Source organism: Pseudomonas fluorescens, assembly GCF_900636825.1.
Classification (GTDB): Bacteria; Pseudomonadota; Gammaproteobacteria; order Pseudomonadales; family Pseudomonadaceae; genus Aquipseudomonas; species Aquipseudomonas fluorescens_BG.
The window spans coordinates 4097718-4115385 of sequence record NZ_LR134318.1 but is presented as its reverse complement, the minus strand read 5'-3'; the positions used below and the strand labels follow the sequence as shown (position 1 = coordinate 4115385).

Genomic DNA, 17668 nt, shown 5'->3' with positions numbered 1-17668 from the left:
GGCTCCGGGGTACGACTCCCCGGCCACACCGCATTCCCATGCCTTGCGCGGTCGGCGTAGACCGCGTCCTGCATGCCCTCGGAAGGGCGTGACGCAGCAACCCGATTCCACTAGCAAGCCGAATTCAGGCAGGAAACCTCATGACCGACGCGTTCGAACTCCCCAGCACCCTGGTCCAAGCCCTCCAGCGCCGCGCGGCCCTGACGCCGGATCGACTGGCCTTGCGGTTTCTTGCCGAAAATCCGCAGCAGGCTGTGGTTCTCAGTTATCGCGAACTCGATCAGCGCGCGCGAACCATTGCCGCTGCGTTGCAGGCCGAGACAGAGTTCGGTGACCGCGTGGTGCTGCTGTTCCCGAGTGGTCCGGATTACGTCGCGGCGTTCTTTGGTTGCCTGTATGCGGGGGTGATTGCCGTGCCGGCCTATCCGCCGGAATCGGCGCGTCGTCATCATCAGGAGCGGTTGCTGTCGATCATCGCCGACGCTGAGCCGCGCTTGTTGTTGACCAGCGCTGACCTGCGCAGCACCTTGCAGCAGATCGAAGGCGCGCCGCCGCTGTTGTGCGTCGATACGCTCGACAGCACGTTGGCGCAAAACTGGCTTGAGCCAATCCTGCCAAGCGACCACATCGCCTTTCTGCAATACACCTCCGGTTCCACCGCATTGCCCAAAGGCGTGCAAGTCAGCCATGGCAATCTGGTCGCCAACGAGCTGCTGATTCGTCACGGTTTCGGCATCGACGTCAACCCGGACGACGTCATCGTTAGCTGGTTGCCGCTGTATCACGACATGGGTTTGATCGGCGGTTTGCTGCAACCGATTTTCAGCGGCGTGCCGTGCATCCTGATGTCGCCGGCGTATTTTCTTGGGCGGCCATTGCGTTGGCTGGAAGCGATCGCCGAATACGGCGGCACCATCAGCGGCGGGCCGGATTTCGCCTACCGACTGTGCAGCGAGCGGGTCAGTGAATCGGCGCTCGAACGTCTTGATCTGAGCCTTTGGCGCGTCGCCTATTCCGGTTCCGAACCGATCCGTCTCGATACGCTCGAGCGCTTCGCCGAGAAGTTCGCCCCGTGCGGCTTCAGCGCGGACAATTTCATGGCGTCGTACGGTCTGGCCGAGGCTACGCTGTTTGTCGCCGGCACCCCGCGCGGCAGCGGCATTCCGGTACTGCGCGTAGACGATCAGGCGCTGGCGCAGAACCGTGCCGAGCCGGGCGAAGGCAGCCCGATCATGAGCTGCGGTATCAGCCAGCCGGAGCACGCGGTGTTGATCGTCGAACCGAATACGCTCGAAGTGTTGGCCGATAATGCCGTCGGCGAAGTCTGGGCAGCCGGTCCGAGCATCGCGCGCGGTTACTGGCGCAATCCCGAAGCCAGCGCCAAGACTTTCGTTGAACACGCCGGCCGAACCTGGCTGCGCACCGGTGATCTGGGTTTTATCCGTGACGGCGAACTGTTCGTCACCGGGCGCTTGAAAGACATGCTCATCGTCCGTGGTCATAACCTCTATCCGCAGGACATCGAGAAGACCGTCGAGAACGAAGTCGAAGTGGTGCGCAAGGGGCGTGTCGCAGCCTTCGCGGTCAATCATGAGGGCGAAGAGGGCATCGGTATCGCCGCCGAAATCAGCCGCAGCGTGCAGAAAATCCTGCCACCGCAAGCATTGATCAAAGCCATTCGCCAAGCGGTGGCCGAGGCCTATCAGGAAGCCCCAAGCGTGGTGGTGCTGCTCAATCCGGGCGCGCTGCCAAAAACCTCAAGCGGCAAATTGCAACGCTCGGCCTGCCGCAATCGTCTGGCCGATGGCAGCCTCGACAGCTACGCAGTATTCCCGACGACGGCATCCGAAAGCCAAGAGGCAATCACCAGCGCATCCGAACTCGAAGCCCTGATCGCGAAAATCTGGGCCGAGCAACTCAACGTCAAACAGGTCAACGCCGACGATCACTTCTTCCTGCTCGGCGGTAACTCGATCGCCGCCACGCAAGTCATCGCCCGGGTTCGCGAAGAACTCGCTCTAGAGTTGAATCTGCGCCTGCTGTTCGAAGCCCCGACGCTTTCTGCATTCGCCGCTGCCGTGGCGCAAGAGCAAGAGGACGGCGGCCAGGCACAAGGCGCAATCACCGCGCTGTCGCGCACCGAACCGATGCCGCAATCGTTGGCGCAAAACCGTCTGTGGATCACCTGGCAACTTGACCCGCAGAGCAGCGCTTACAACATTCCCGGCGCTCTGCGCTTGCGCGGCGAACTTGACGAAGACGCCTTGCGCGCAAGCTTCCAGCAACTGATCGAGCGCCATGAATCCCTGCGCACCCGTTTCTTCGAGCGTGACGGCGTGGCCCTGCAACAAGTCGTTGCCGCCGCCGAATTCAACCTGCAACTGATCGACATCAGCGACCTGCCGGCGCCTGAGCGGGAAGCCCGCGCCGAGCAGATTCGCGAAGACGAAGCGCACACCCGATTCGACTTGGAAAAAGGCCCGCTGCTGTGGGTGACGCTGGTGCGTCTCGATGACGAGGATCATCAACTGCTGGTGACGATGCACCACATCATCGCCGACGGTTGGTCGCTGAATATTTTGCTCGACGAGTTCTCGCGCCTCTACGCTGCGGCGACCCAAGGCGTCACGGCAACGCTGGCGCCACTGCCCACGCAATACGCCGATTACGGCAGCTGGCAGCGCCAGTGGCTGGCGCAAGGTGAAGGGGAGCGGCAACTGGCCTACTGGAAAGCGCAGTTGGGCGAAGAACATCCGACGCTGGAACTGGCCACCGACCACCCGCGTTCGGCCAAACAAAGCCACGGCGCGGCGCGTCACCGCGTGCGCCTGAGCGCCAGCCTCAGCGAGGCGATCCGGCAGACCGCGCAGGCCCACGAGGCCACGTCGTTCATGTTGTTGCTCGCGGCATTCCAAAGCCTGCTGCACCGCTACAGCGGTCAGCGCGATATCCGCATCGGCGTGCCGAATGCCAACCGTCCGCGCCTGGAAACCCAGGGCCTGATCGGATTCTTCATCAACACCCAAGTGCTGCGCGCACGGATCGATTCGCGCTTGCCCTTCGTCCAACTGCTGGCCCAGACCCGGCAAGCCGCACTCGGTGCGCAAGCGTATCAGGATCTGCCGTTCGAACAATTGCTCGAAGCATTTCCACAGGCCCGCGAGCAAGGGCTGTTCCAGGTCATGTTCAATCATCAGCAGCGCGATCTGAGTGCGCTCAAACGTCTGCCGGGTCTGCTCGCCGAAGAGTTGCCATGGCACAGCCGCGAAGCCAAATTCGACCTGCAATTGCACAGCGAAGAGGATCGCAACGGGCGACTGAGCCTGTCGTTCGACTATGCCAGCGAACTGTTCGATGCCGCGACCATCGAGCGGCTCGCCGAGCACTTCAACAACCTTCTGACCGACATCTGCGCGCGCCCGCAACAAGCCATCGGCGATCTGCAATTGCTCAGCGTCAGTGAGTTCGATCAACAGAAAAACTGGAGCAGCGCGCCGTGTGTTCCGGCGCAACAATGGCTCCCCGAGCTGCTCAACGAGCAGGCACGCCGCACCCCGGAACGCATTGCACTGGTGTGGGAGGGCGGCCAGCTCGATTTCGCCGAACTGCACAATCAAGCCAACCGTCTCGCGCATTACCTGCGTGACAAAGGTGTCGGCCCGGATGTCTGCGTGGCCATCGCCGCCGAGCGCTCGCCGCAACTGCTGATCGGTGTGTTGGCGATCATCAAAGCGGGTGGCGCCTACGTGCCCCTGGACCCCGATTACCCGGCCGAGCGCCTGGCCTACATGCTCAGCGACAGCGGCGCGGAACTGCTGTTGACGCAGACTGAATTGCTCAACCGCTTGCCGGCGAGCGACGGCGTCAGCGTCATCGCAATGGACGCGCTGCACCTGGAAAACTGGCCGAGCCAGGCACCCGGTCTGCATTTGCATGGCGACAATCTCGCCTATGTGATTTACACCTCGGGCTCCACGGGCCAGCCCAAAGGCGTCGGCAATACCCACGCGGCGCTGGCAGAACGTCTGCAATGGATGCAGAACACTTATGCGCTGGATGAAACCGATGTGCTCATGCAAAAAGCACCGATCAGTTTCGACGTCTCGGTGTGGGAATGCTTCTGGCCGCTGATCACTGGCGCTCGGCTGTTGATCGCGGGCGCGGGTGAGCATCGTGATCCGCAGCGCATTGCCCAGCTCGTTCAAACCTACGGCGTGACCACGCTGCACTTCGTGCCGCCGCTGCTGGCGCTGTTTATCGATGAACCGTTGAGCGCCGAATGTACCAGCCTGCGCCGCGTGTTCTCCGGTGGCGAAGCCTTGCCGGCCGAGTTGCGCAATCGCGTACTGACGCAACTGCCGGCGGTGCAATTGCACAACCGTTACGGCCCGACCGAAACCGCAATCAACGTGACTCACTGGCATTGCACCGCCGCCGACGGTGAGCGCTCGCCGATTGGCCGGCCGTTGGGCAACGTGACTTGCCGCATCCTCGATGCTGACCTTAATTGCGTACCGGTCGGCGTGCCGGGTGAGCTGTGCATCAGCGGCATCGGCCTGGCGCGCGGTTATCTTGGTCAGCCTTCTTTGACCGCTGAACGCTTTGTCGTCGATCCTGCGGGTGAGGAGGGCGCGCGTTTGTACCGCACCGGCGACCGCGCCCGCTGGACGACCGAAGGCGTAATCGAATACCTCGGCCGTCTCGATCAGCAGGTCAAGCTGCGTGGTTTTCGCGTCGAACCGGAAGAAATCCAGGCGCGGCTGCTCGCGCAGGCCGGCGTCGCGCAAGCGGTGGTGCTGGTGCGCGAAACCGCTGCCGGCGCGCAACTGATCGGCTACTTCACCGCCATCGATGCCGGTGAAAACTGCGACGAACACAGCGCTCGCCTGAAAACTGCGCTTGCCGCCGAGCTGCCGGAATACATGGTTCCTGCGCAGCTGATGCGCCTCGACGCCATGCCGTTGAGCCCGAGCGGCAAACTCGACCGCCGCGCGCTGCCCGAGCCGCAGTGGCAAGTGCGCGAACACGTCGAACCGGCCAGCGCGCTGCAGCATCAGATCGCCGCGATCTGGCGTGAAGTCCTCGGCGTCAGCAAGGTCGGCTTGCGCGACGACTTCTTCGCCCTCGGCGGCCACTCGCTGTTGGCCACGCAAATCATCTCCCGCAGCCGTCAGGCGTGCGACGTCGAGTTGCCGCTGCGCGTCTTGTTCGAACACAGCGAACTGGGCGATTTCGCCGAACAGATCCGCCTGATTCAGGCCAGCGGTCACACCAATCAACAGCTGCCGATCGGCAAGGTCGACCGCAGCCAAGCGGTGCCGTTGTCCTACTCGCAACAACGCATGTGGTTCCTTTGGCAAATGGAACCGGACAGCCCGGCGTACAACGTCGGCGGCATGGCGCGCCTGCGTGGCGTACTGCATGTCGAGCATTTCGAGGCCGCGTTGCAGGCGCTGATCCTGCGTCACGAAACCCTGCGCACCACATTCCCCAGCGTCGACGGCGTCGCCCGTCAGCAGGTACATGCCGAGACGGCCGTGCGCATGGGCTGGAAAGATATTTCCAGTTTCGCGACCGATGTGCGCGAGCAGAAAGTCCAGCAACTGGCCGATGCCGAGGCGCATCTGCCGTTCGATCTGGAAACCGGCCCACTGCTGCGCGCCTGCCTGGTGAAAACCGCTGAGCAGGAACATTACTTTGTCCTGACTCTGCATCACATCGTCACCGAAGGCTGGGCGATGGACATCTTCGCCCGCGAACTCAGCGCGTTGTACGAAGCCTTTGTCGATGAGCGCGATTCGCCGCTGCAACCGCTGCCGGTGCAGTACCTCGACTACAGCGTGTGGCAGCGCAGCTGGCTGGAATCCGGCGAGCGTCAGCGCCAGCTCGACTACTGGACCACGCAACTGGGCCGCGAACATCCGTTGCTGGAATTGCCCGGTGACCGTCCGCGTCCGCCCGTGCAGAGCCATCAGGGCGAACTGTTCCGCTTTGATCTGAGCGACGACCTCGCCGCGCGGGTGCGTACATTCAATGCGCAAAACGGTCTGACCCTGTTCATGACCATGACCGCCGCGCTTGCCACGCTGCTTTACCGCTACAGCGGCCAGACCGATCTGCGCATCGGCGCGCCGGTCGCCAACCGCATCCGCCCGGAAAGCGAAGGGCTGATCGGTGCGTTCCTCAATACCCAAGTGCTGCGTTGCCAACTCGACGGCATGATGTCGGTCGGCGAATTGTTCGAGCAGGTGCGCCACACGGTGATCGAGGGCCAGTCGCATCAGGATCTGCCATTCGATCATCTGGTTGAAGCGTTGCAGCCACCGCGCAGCGCCGCATACAACCCATTGTTCCAAGTGATGTGCAACGTGCAACGCTGGGAATTCCAGCAGAGCCGTATGCTGGCGGGCATGACCGTCGAGTATCTGGCCAACGATGCGCGGGCGACCAAGTTCGACCTCAATCTGGAGGTCACCGACCTCGACCATCGCCTCGGTTGCTGCCTGACGTACAGCACCGATCTGTTCGACGAAGCGACCATCGCACGCATGGCCAGCCATTGGCGCAATTTGCTCGAAGCGCTGATCGCCGATCCGCAGCAGCGCCTCAGTGAACTGCCGCTGCTCGATCAACCTGAACAACAGCAGTTGCTCGATAGCCTCGGCGTTGAGCCGGGCGAACATCGTCTCGACCAGTGCATCCATCACCTCTTCGCCGAACAGGCACTGGCGCGTAAAGATGCACCGGCTCTGACCTTTGCCGGGCAAACGTTGAGCTATGCCGAACTCGACGCCCGCGCTAATCGTCTGGCCTGGGCGCTGCGTGAGCGTGGTGTCGGCCCGCAAGTGCGCGTGGGTCTGGCGCTGGAGCGTTCGCTGGAAATGGTCATCGGTCTGCTGGCGATTCTCAAGGCTGGCGGCGCGTATGTGCCGCTGGACCCGGAATACCCGCTCGACCGTCTGCATTACATGATCGAAGACAGCCGCATTGGCCTGTTGCTCAGTGATCGCGCGATGTTCAAAGCCCTCGGCGATCTGCCGCCAAGTGTGGCGTGCTGGTGCCTGGAAGACGACACTGCAGCGCTCGCCGATTACCCAGCGACCGAGCTGCCATTTATCAGCCTGCCGCAGCATCAGGCGTACCTGATTTACACCTCGGGCTCGACCGGCAAACCGAAAGGCGTGGTGGTCTCCCACGGCGAAATCGCCATGCATTGCCAAGCGGTAATCGAGCGTTTCGGTATGCGCCCTGACGATTGCGAACTGCATTTCTATTCAATCAACTTCGACGCCGCCACCGAGCGGCTGCTGGTGCCGCTGCTCAGCGGTGCGCAGGTGGTGTTGCGTGCGCAAGGTCAGTGGGACGCGGAAGAAATCTGCGGCTTGATCCGGACGCATAACATCAACGTGCTTGGATTTACCCCGAGCTACGGCAGCCAGTTGGCGCAGTTCCTGTCGACGCAAAACGAAACGTTGCCGGTGCGGATGATCATCACTGGCGGCGAAGCGCTGACCGGTGAGCATCTGCATCGCATCCGTGCGGCGTTCACACCGGCGCAATTCTTCAACGCCTACGGCCCGACCGAAACCGTGGTGATGCCGCTGGCCAGTCTGGCGCCCGAGGTGCTGGAAGAGGGCGCCGGCAGCGTGCCGATCGGCAGTGTGATCGGCGCGCGCGTGGCGTACATTCTCGACGCCGATCTGGCGCTGGTGCCGCAAGGCGCGACCGGCGAATTGTTCATCGGCGGTGCGGGTCTGGCCCAGGCCTACCACGATCGTCCGGGCATCAGCGCCGAGCGTTTTGTCGCTGACCCTTTTGCCGTTGATGGCGGGCGCATGTACCGCACCGGCGACCTGGTGCGCCAACGTGCTGATGGTCTGGTCGAGTATTTGGGGCGAATCGACCATCAAGTAAAAATCCGTGGCTTCCGCATCGAACTGGGCGAAATCGAAACGCGCCTGCTCGATCACCCTTCGATCCGCGAAGCGGTGGTGCTGGCGCTGGATGCGCCGAGTGGCAAGCAGTTGGTGGGTTACCTGGTGACCGAAGTAGCCGAGCAAAATGAAGCGCAACAAGCGGAACTGCGCGAGGCACTGAAGTCGCACCTCAAGGCGCAACTGCTGGATTACATGGTGCCGACTCACCTGATCCTGCTGACCAGCATGCCGCTGACCGCCAACGGCAAACTTGACCGCCGCGCCTTGCCGGCACCAGATCCGGAACTCAACCGTCAGGACTATGTGGCGCCGAGCAACGAACTGGAACAGACCCTGGCGCAGATCTGGTGCGACGTGCTCAACGTCGAACAGGTCGGCCTCAATGATAATTTCTTCGAACTGGGTGGCGACTCGATTCTGTCGATTCAAGTGGTCAGTCGCGCCCGTCAGCAGGGTATTCATTTCAGCCCGCGCGATCTGTTCCAGCATCAGACCGTGCAGAGCCTTGCCGCCGTGGCCAGCCGCACCGAGCAGATGACCGCCGAGCAAGGTCTGGTCGTCGGTGAAGCGCACCTGACGCCGATTCAGCACTGGTTTTTCGACAGCGACATTCCCGCGCGTCACCATTGGAATCAAGCGCTGTTGCTGGCGCCGATCGCAGCCCTTGAACCGCAGCTTGTGCAGCAAGCGTTACGCGCAGTGATCGAACAGCACGATGCCCTGCGGTTGCGCTTCAGCGAAGTCGAGGGCCAATGGCAGGCGATGCATGAGCCGCTGACTGACGAAGCTGTACTTTGGCAATCCCGCGTCGATTCGATGGACCAGTGCGAAGCGCTGTTTGCCGAGGCCCAGCGCAGCCTCGATCTTGCCCAAGGTCCGTTACTGCGTGCGGTGCTGGTTGACGGTCCGAACGGCGAGCAACGGTTGTTTATCGCCATCCATCACTTGGTCGTCGACGGTGTGTCGTGGCGTGTCCTGCTCGACGATATGCAAACCGCGTATCGCCAACTCGCCGCTGATCAAGTGGTGAAATTGCCGGCGAAAACCAGTGCGTTCAAAGACTGGACGGCACGTTTGCAGGCCTATGCCGGCAGCGAATCGCTGCGCGAAGAACTTGACTGGTGGCAGACTCAACTGGCCGGGGCGAGCGCCGATCTGCCTTGTGAAAATCCCCAGGGCGGGCGGCAGAATCGTCATGCGCAGACCGTCAGCGTGCGGCTCGACGCCGAGCGCACCAAACAACTTCTGCAACAGGCGCCGACGGCTTATCGCACGCAGGTTAACGATCTGTTGCTGACTGCCTTGGCGCGGGTGCTGTGCCGCTGGAGCGGTCAACCGTCGGCGCTGATTCAATTGGAAGGTCACGGCCGCGAAACCCTGTTCGACGAGATCGACCTGACCCGCACGGTCGGCTGGTTCACCAGCGCCTACCCATTGCGCCTGACTCCGCACAACATTGAAGAAGCTGCGGGGCAGGGCGCTTCGATCAAGGCGATCAAAGAGCAGTTGCGCGCGGTGCCACACAAAGGTCTTGGTTATGGCGTGTTGCGTTATCTCGCCGACGACCTCAGCCAGCGCAGCATGGAAGCACTGCCGCATGCGCCGGTCACCTTCAATTATCTCGGTCAGTTCGACCAGAGTTTCGCCAGCGATGCGCTGTTCCGTCCGCTGGACGAAGCGGTCGGTGTTGCCCACGATCCGCAGGCGCCGCTGCCGAACGAGCTGAGCGTCGACAGTCAGGTTTACGGCGGTGAATTGCTGCTGCGCTGGACCTTCAGCGCCGAGCGGTACGACACGCAAACCATCAACGACCTGGCCGATGCCTACCTTGGCGAATTGCACAGCCTGATCGAACATTGCCTGCAAGAGGGTGCCGGCGGCCTGACGCCGTCGGACTTCCCGCTGGCCAAGCTGACCCAGGCGCAACTCCACGCGCTGCCGGTGCCCGCCGCGCAGATCGAAGATGTCTACCCGCTGACGCCGATGCAGGAAGGCATGTTGCTGCACACCTTGCTCGAGCCGGGCACCGGTCTGTATTACATGCAGGATCGCTACCGCATCAACAGCGAACTCGATCCCGAGCGTTTTGCCCAGGCGTGGCAAGCGGTCGTTGCCCGTCACGAAGCGTTGCGCGCCTCGTTCTGCTGGAACGTCGGCGAAGACATGCTGCAAGTCATTCATGCGCCGGGTCGCACGCCCATCGAGTATCTCGACTGGAGCGCCATCGCCGAAACCGAGCAGGAACCGCAGCTGCAGGCACTGCTGAAAAGCGAGCGCGAAAGCGGTTTCGATCTGCTCAATCAGGCCCCGTTCCACTTGCGTCTGATCAAGGTCGGCGCGGCGCGTTACTGGTTCATGATGAGCAACCACCACATCCTCATCGATGCCTGGTGCCGTTCGCTGTTGATGAACGACTTCTTCGAGATCTACACCGCCCTTGGTGAAGGTCGCGACGCCCGGCTGAGCGTGCCACCGCGCTATCGCGATTACATCGGCTGGTTGCAACGTCAGAGCCTGGCCGAAGCGCGGCAGTGGTGGCGGCAGAATCTGCAAGGCTTCGAACGCACCACGCCGATCCCCAGCGACCGTCCGTTCCTGCGCGAACATGCCGGCGAAAGCGGCGGCATGATCGTTGGCGACCGCTACACCCGCCTCAATGTCGAGGACGGTGTGCGGCTGCGTGAACTGGCGCAGGCCCATCAACTGACCATCAACACCTTCGCCCAAGCGGCATGGGCCTTGGTGTTGGGGCGCCTGAGCGGTGATCGCGACGTGCTTTTCGGCGTGACCGTGGCCGGGCGCCCGGTGGACATGCCGGAAATGCAACGCACGGTCGGCCTGTTCATCAACAGTATTGCGCTGCGGGTGAAGATGCCGGAGGACGATCAGCGCAGCAGCGTGCGTCAGTGGCTCAGCGCGTTGCTCGACAGCAACATGCAGCTGCGCGAATACGAATACCTGCCGCTGGTGAGCATTCAAGAACAAAGCGAATTGCCGAAAGGCCAGCCGCTGTTCGACAGCCTGTTCGTCTTCGAAAACGCCCCGGTGGAAGTCTCGGTGCTGGACCGTGCGCAAAGCCTGAATGCGACCTCGGATTCCGGTCGTACCCACACTAACTTCCCGCTGACGGCGGTGTGCTATCCAGGTGATGATCTCGGTCTGCATCTGTCTTATGACCAGCGCTATTTCGACGAATCGACCATCGAACGCATGCTCGGCGAATTCAAGCGACTGCTGCTGACGCTGGTCGATGGCTTCCATGGCGACATGGCCGATCTGCCGCTGATCGGCGTTGATGAGCGGGATTTCCTGCTGCACCGTTGCAACCAGAGCGCGCGGGATTATCCGCTGGAGCAAAGTTATGTGGCGCTGTTCGAAGCTCAGGTCGCCGCGCATCCGCAGCGTGTCGCCGCCAGTTGCCTCGATCAGCAACTGAGCTACAGCGAGCTGAACCAGAATGCCAACCGTCTCGGCCATGCCCTGGTCGCCGCGGGTGTGCAGATGGATCAGCCAGTGGCGTTGCTCGGCGAACGCAATCTTGATTTGCTGGGCATGATCATTGGCAGCTTCAAGGCGGGCGGGGGTTATCTGCCGCTGGATCCAGGCCTGCCGACCCAGCGTCTGCAACGCATCATCGACCTGAGCCGCACGCCGGTTCTGGTGTGCAGCGCGGCGTGCCGTGAACAGGCGCAAATGTTGCTGGAGCAATTCAGTTGTTCGCACCGGCCGCGCCTGTTGGTCTGGGAAGAAGTGCAGGATGCGGCGCTGTCGGCAGACAATCCTGGTGTTCACAGTGGCCCGGACAACCTCGCCTACGTGATCTACACCTCGGGCTCCACCGGTCTGCCGAAGGGCGTGATGGTCGAGCAGCGCGGCATGCTCAACAACCAGTTGAGCAAGGTGCCTTACCTGAATCTGAGCGACGCCGACGTGATCGCCCAGACGGCGTCGCAAAGCTTCGACATTTCCGTCTGGCAGTTCCTCGCCGCGCCGTTGTTCGGTGCGCGGGTGGACATCGTGCCGAACGCCATCGCCCATGATCCGCAAGGTTTGTTGGCGCATGTGCAGGCGCAGGGCATTACCGTGCTGGAGAGCGTGCCTTCGCTGATTCAAGGCATGCTCGCCGCGGATCGCCTGAGCCTCGATGGTTTGCGCTGGATGTTGCCAACCGGTGAAGCGATGCCGCCGGAACTCGCGCACCAATGGCTGCTGCGTTACCCGGACATCGGTCTGGTCAACGCTTACGGCCCGGCCGAATGTTCGGACGACGTGGCGTTTTTCCGGGTCGACATCGCGTCGACGCGCGGCAGTTATCTGCCGATCGGCACGCCGACCGACAACAATTTGCTCTACCTGGTCGACGGCGCGCTGGAACTGGTGCCGCTGGGCGCAGTGGGTGAATTGTGCGTGGCGGGCACCGGCGTCGGTCGCGGTTATGTCAGCGATCCGCTGCGCACCGCGCCGGTGTTTGTACCGAATCCGTTCGGTGCGCCGGGCGAGCGTCTGTATCGCACGGGCGACCTGGCGCGGCGCCGCAGTGACGGTGTGCTGGAATACGTCGGCCGGGTCGACCATCAAGTGAAGATTCGCGGTTACCGAATCGAGTTGGGCGAGATCGAAGCGCGTCTGCATGAGCAACCGCAAGTGCGCGATGCTGCGGTGGGTGTGCAGGAAGGCATCAACGGCAAGCATCTGGTGGGATATCTGGTTGCTGCCGACACTGCGCTGAATCCAGGCGAACGTCTGGAACGAATCAAGCAGCGTCTGCGTGCCGAACTGCCGGAATACATGGTGCCGCTGCATTGGTTGTGGCTCGAGCAGTTGCCGCTGAATGCTAACGGCAAACTCGATCGCAACGCCTTGCCGGCGCTGGAGATCGGCCAGTTGCAGAGCGAGGATTATCTGGCCCCGCGTAATGAGCTGGAGCAGACGCTGGCCGATATCTGGGCCGAAGTGCTCAAGGTCGAACAGGTCGGTGTTCACGATAATTTCTTCGAGCTGGGCGGGCATTCGCTGTTGGCCACGCAGATCGCCTCGCGAGTGCAGAAAACCCTGCAGCGCGACGTGCCGCTGCGGGCGATGTTCGAGTGCAGCACCGTCGAGGAACTGGCCGAGTACATCGATGGCTTGGCGGCCAGTGCCATTACCGAGGAGAAAGTGGATCGGTTGAACGATCTGATGGCGGAGCTTGAAGGACTGTAAAAATCAAAAGATCGCAGCCTGCGGCAGCTCCTACAAGGAAACGCGATGTTCTCTGTAGGAGCTGCCGCAGGCTGCGATCTTTTTGCTTTTTTGACATCGTTTGCACAACACAAACCGCATGATTTCCCGATTGACGACAACCAACCGGCAGCCCAATCTGCCGGTTCTGTTTTTTAACGCGCAGGTGAATCGATGCCTTTTTTCACGGTTGACGGACAAGCGCTGCATTACATTGATCAAGGCACCGGCCCGGCCGTATTGCTGGCCGGCAGCTATCTGTGGGATCAGGCCATGTGGGCGCCGCAGATCGCGGCGCTGGCGGCGGATTATCGGGTCATTGCCCTGGACCTCTGGGGTCATGGCGAGTCAGGCCCACTGCCGCAAGGCACGACATCACTGGACGACATCGCCCGTCAGGCGCAGGCCTTGCTCGATCACCTGGACATTGATCACGTGACGTTGATCGGGCTCTCAGTCGGCGGCATGTGGGGGGCTCGCCTGGCATTGGCGGCACCGCAGCGGATCAACGGCCTGGTGTTGATGGACACCTACCTCGGCGTCGAGCCTGAACCTACCCGCCAGTATTACTTCTCACTGTTCAAGCAGATCGAAGACACCGGCGAGATTTCCGAGCCTTTGCTCGACATTGTCGTGCCGATTTTCTTCCGTCCGGGAATTGATCCGCAGTCGGCGCTGTATCAGAATTTTCGCGCGAAACTGGCGGCGTATCCCGCCGATCGGCTGCGCGACAGTATCGTGCCAATGGGGCGTATAACCTTTGGCCGGGATGATCTGTTGCCGCGCCTGAGCGAATTGAATGCGGCGACGATGTTAGTGCTGTGCGGTGATCAGGACAAACCACGGCCGCCGTCAGAGGCGAAGGAAATGGCCGAGCTGATCGGTTGTCCTTGGGCGTTGGTGCCGGAGGCGGGGCATATTTCCAATCTGGAGAACCCAGAGTTTGTCACCGAAGCGCTGTCGCAATTTCTGGCAAAGCATCATTGAAAAGATCGCAGCGTGCCGCAGCTCCTACAGGGGACGTGTGTAGGAGCTGCGGCACGCTGCGATCTTTTGATCTTGCTTATTTAGGCCCCAGAATCTTCACCAATTTGTCCTGCGAAGGCGCGCCTTGCTGCTGTTGCAGCTCACCTTTGTCATCCATATAGAAAATCGCCGGAGTGGCCTGCAATTCCAGGTCTTCCATCAACTGCATGTTCGCCGCCAGTTTGGTCTGCACCGCCACCGGAATATTTTTCAAGGCTTTCAGCGTGCTGCCCTTGCCAGCCTTTTCGTGATCTTCCAGTGCCTTGGCCGGATCCTTTGCCGCCAGCAATGCTGCCGATTTGCCCGGACTGTCCTCGCGAATGATCCCGACCATGATGTGCCGCAACTGCACCTTGCCGGCCTTGACCCATGGCCGCGCCTGTTCCCAGAACATGTTGCAGTAGGGACAGTTGGGGTCGCTGAACAGGTAGACGGTGCGCGGTGCATCCTTGTTGCCGTCCTGAATCCAGTTGCTCGCCTCGAACTTGGCCCAGACTTCCTTGGACATCGGCGCGTAGACCAGCTTCTGCAGCGGTTCGCTGCTCAGATCCTTGCCATCGGCGTCGTAGAGATTGCCAAGCAGAACGTGCTTGCCGTCCGGTGTCAGGTACAGCGCCATGCCGCGGTTCTGAAATTGCGCCGCGTAACCGCGCAGGCCATCGGGCGCATCGAACTGGCCGACGATTTTCGCGCCTTTGGCTTCTATCTGCTTGATCGCCGCGGGCAATTCTTCAGCGGCATATGCCACGGGCAGGTGCAGCAGGGCAGAGCCTACAGTCAGCGTCAGCAGGTGGCGGAGGCGGGGCATGGCAGTTTCCTTGCAGAGGTGGCCGGTGCGGTGGCCTGATTTGGGTTTGCAGCCGGGGTCTCGAAATTTTCCAGGGCACGGGCCAGGCTGGCGTTAGACAGCTCGCCGAGGTGACTGGCCAGCAGACGACCATCCGGGCTATAGAACAGCGTAGTCGGCAATGCCATGGAACCAACGGCCTGACCCAGACGACCGCTGCGATCAAACAGTACGTTGTTCAGGCTCAACCCTTGAGTTTCGAGAAACGTGGCGACGCTTTGCATGCTCTCGGCCTGATTGACAAACAGGAAGGTCAGGTCGGGACGTTGTTGCTGTGCGCTTTCCAGCACCGGCATTTCGCGCCGGCACGGCGGACACCAGGTCGCCCACAGATTGATCACCAGCGGGCCGCCCTGATAGTCGCTCAGTTGAATGGTTTGCCCGGCAGCGTTGCGCAGGGAAATCTCCGGCAGGCGTGTGCCTTGCTCGTAGATATTCAGCGACAAGGTCGCCAGTAACCAGAAGATCACGCCACTGGCCACGCCCGCGCCCAGCGGACGACGCAGTCCCGGCCGGCGCCAGCCGCGGTAGAACGCGGCCAGCAGCAATACGATCACGCCCGGCCAGGCGAGAAAGCCGCCATCGCGCAAATCGACGATCTGCCAGGGATCGTTGCGATAATGATTCCAGTACAACGCCACAAAGGCTACGCGCGCCGCGAGCATGCCGAGCAAAAACAGGCTGAACAACGCCGACTCGGGGTTATCGCCGCCGCGCTTGGCCACCCGCCAGCCGACAAAGGTCGCCAGCGCCAAGGCACTGATCAGCAGCAGGTGATTAAGCGCGATGGCGAAGGTGCCGAGGGTGAAAGTCAGCATTAATTGGCGTCTCGGGTAGCGTTCCAGCGTTGCAGGAACGTGTCGGCATCGACTTCACCGGTGATGCGCTGGCTGCGCCGCTCTTCGCCGTCCGCACCGATCCACACGAAACTCGGTGGGCCTGGCACTTTGTAACGGCTGAGCAGCTCGCGGCTGGCGGCATTGTCGGCAGTGACATCGAGCCTGAGCAGGCGCACATCGCTCAATGCCTGCATGACGTTGTCCTTGCCGAACACCTTTTTTTCCATGACTTTGCACGACACGCACCAGTCGGCGTAGTAATCGAGCAAGACCCATTGGCCTTGGGTCTTCGCCGTATCAAGTTCGCGTTGCAGGGCGACCGGATCCTTGATGGTCGTGAACGCTTCATGGCCATCGGACGCGGCGCTGACCGTGCGCCCGGCGCTGTAAACTTCAAGTGGGCGGTACGGATCATCGCTGCCACCCGCCGCGCCGATCACCAGCAGACTGCCCCACAAACCCAGCAGCAGCGAGGTCGCGCCAAACATCTGTGCGACCCGGCCGTAACCTTCGGACTGTTTCCAGGCGCTGTAAGCGGCGATCAGCAGCAGCGCGCCGCACAGGCCCAGCCACACCGAGGGATCCAGCACCGGACGCAGCATCAGCACAGCGGTGGCGAGGAAGAGGAAACCGAACACGCCTTTGAGCAGGTTCATCCAGGCACCCGGTTTTGGCAGGAAGCGGTTGCCGACGGTGACCAGCAGCAACAGCGGGACGCCGATGCCGATGCCGAGCGAAAACAGGATCAAGCCACCGTGCAACGCATTGCCGCTTTGCGCTATATACAGCAGCGCACCGGCCAGCGGCGCGGTCATGCAGGGGCCGACCAGCAAGCCGGATAACGCACCGAGGATCCCGGCACCGACGAGGCTGCCACCGCTGCGGTTACGCGAGGCATGCTCGAGACGATCACGCAGCGCCACCGGCAGTTGCAGTTCAAAGAAACCGAACATCGGCAATGCCAGCACGACGAAGATCGCCGCAAAAGCGCCGAGCAGCCAAGGGTTCTGCAACCAGGCCTGCAGGTTCGCCCCGAGCAATGCGGCAATCACGCCCATCGATGCATAAACCAGCGCCATGCAGATCACATAACTGCAGGCCAGCGCGAAACCACGGCGCGGCGTCGCGCCGCTGCCGACCACCATACCGGCGAGAATCGGCAGCATCGGCAATGTGCATGGGGTGAAGGCCAGCAACAGGCCAAGGCCGAAAAACACCAGCAGGCTCCAGCCCAGTGCGCGTTGTTGCAAGCCGCTGGCCAAGGCCTGGTCCGGCGCTTGTGTACCCGCGGTCGCGGTGGCTTCGCCACCCAGGTCAATCACTCGAGTTTGCGGCGGATAGCACAGCCCAGCATCGGCGCAGCCCTGATAACTGACTTTGATCTGGCCGCTTGCCGAGGCCAGAATCTTCACCTCCAGGCCTTGCCGATAGACCGGTTGCTCGCCGAAAAACTCATCGCTGTGAGATTCGCCAGCAGGCAGCGCCGGTTGTTGTTCGGCACTCAGACCCTCGAACTTCAGGCGTTTCTGATACAGGTAATAACCATCGGTAATCTGCCAGAACAGCTGGGTTTCGCCCGATTGCAGACGCTCGGAAGTCAGCACGAACGCCTTGTCGACCGGCAGAAAGTCGGGTTTGGTCTCAAACGGATTATTGCCAGCCTGGGCCAGGCTTGAAATCAGCAGAGCGAATAACAGAAAAAAATGACGCATGGAGAAGCCTTGTCCCTGTGCAAGTGAAGACACGGTGGCGGTTGGCGATTAACCGATGATTAACCATCTGCAAGCGGCATTGTCGAC

5 protein-coding genes are annotated in these 17668 nt (G+C 61.8%); 2 read left to right on the top strand and 3 right to left on the bottom strand.

Features of this window, described 5'->3' with window-relative positions; all coding sequences use genetic code 11:
* The first annotated feature begins 140 nt into the window (after positions 1 to 140).
* Entirely contained in the window at positions 141 to 13139 is a 12999-nt protein-coding gene (locus EL257_RS18570) for a non-ribosomal peptide synthetase (protein WP_126365077.1), read from the top strand.
* A 192-nt stretch (positions 13140 to 13331) separates the two neighbouring features.
* Complete coding sequence (locus EL257_RS18565) at positions 13332 to 14144, top strand: alpha/beta fold hydrolase (RefSeq protein WP_126365075.1); 813 nt, start codon at positions 13332 to 13334, stop codon at positions 14142 to 14144.
* A gap of 76 nt (positions 14145 to 14220) precedes the next feature.
* Here EL257_RS18565 and dsbG read toward each other — a convergent pair whose 3' ends face one another.
* From dsbG to dsbD, 3 genes are read right to left on the bottom strand one after another with little or no spacing between them, the layout of a single operon-like run.
* Positions 14221 to 14991, bottom strand: a complete 771-nt coding sequence (dsbG, locus tag EL257_RS18560) for a thiol:disulfide interchange protein DsbG (protein WP_126365073.1) — start codon at positions 14989 to 14991, stop codon at positions 14221 to 14223.
* On the bottom strand, positions 14967 to 15848 hold the full coding sequence (locus EL257_RS18555) for a TlpA disulfide reductase family protein (RefSeq protein ID WP_126365071.1): 882 nt from the start codon (positions 15846 to 15848) through the stop codon (positions 14967 to 14969). The genes dsbG and EL257_RS18555 overlap by 25 nt, the downstream gene beginning before the upstream one ends.
* Positions 15848 to 17581, bottom strand: coding sequence for a protein-disulfide reductase DsbD (gene dsbD, locus EL257_RS18550; RefSeq protein WP_126365069.1), 1734 nt, complete (start codon positions 17579 to 17581; stop codon positions 15848 to 15850). The genes EL257_RS18555 and dsbD overlap by 1 nt, the downstream gene beginning before the upstream one ends.
* Between the last annotated feature and the right edge of the window lie 87 nt (positions 17582 to 17668).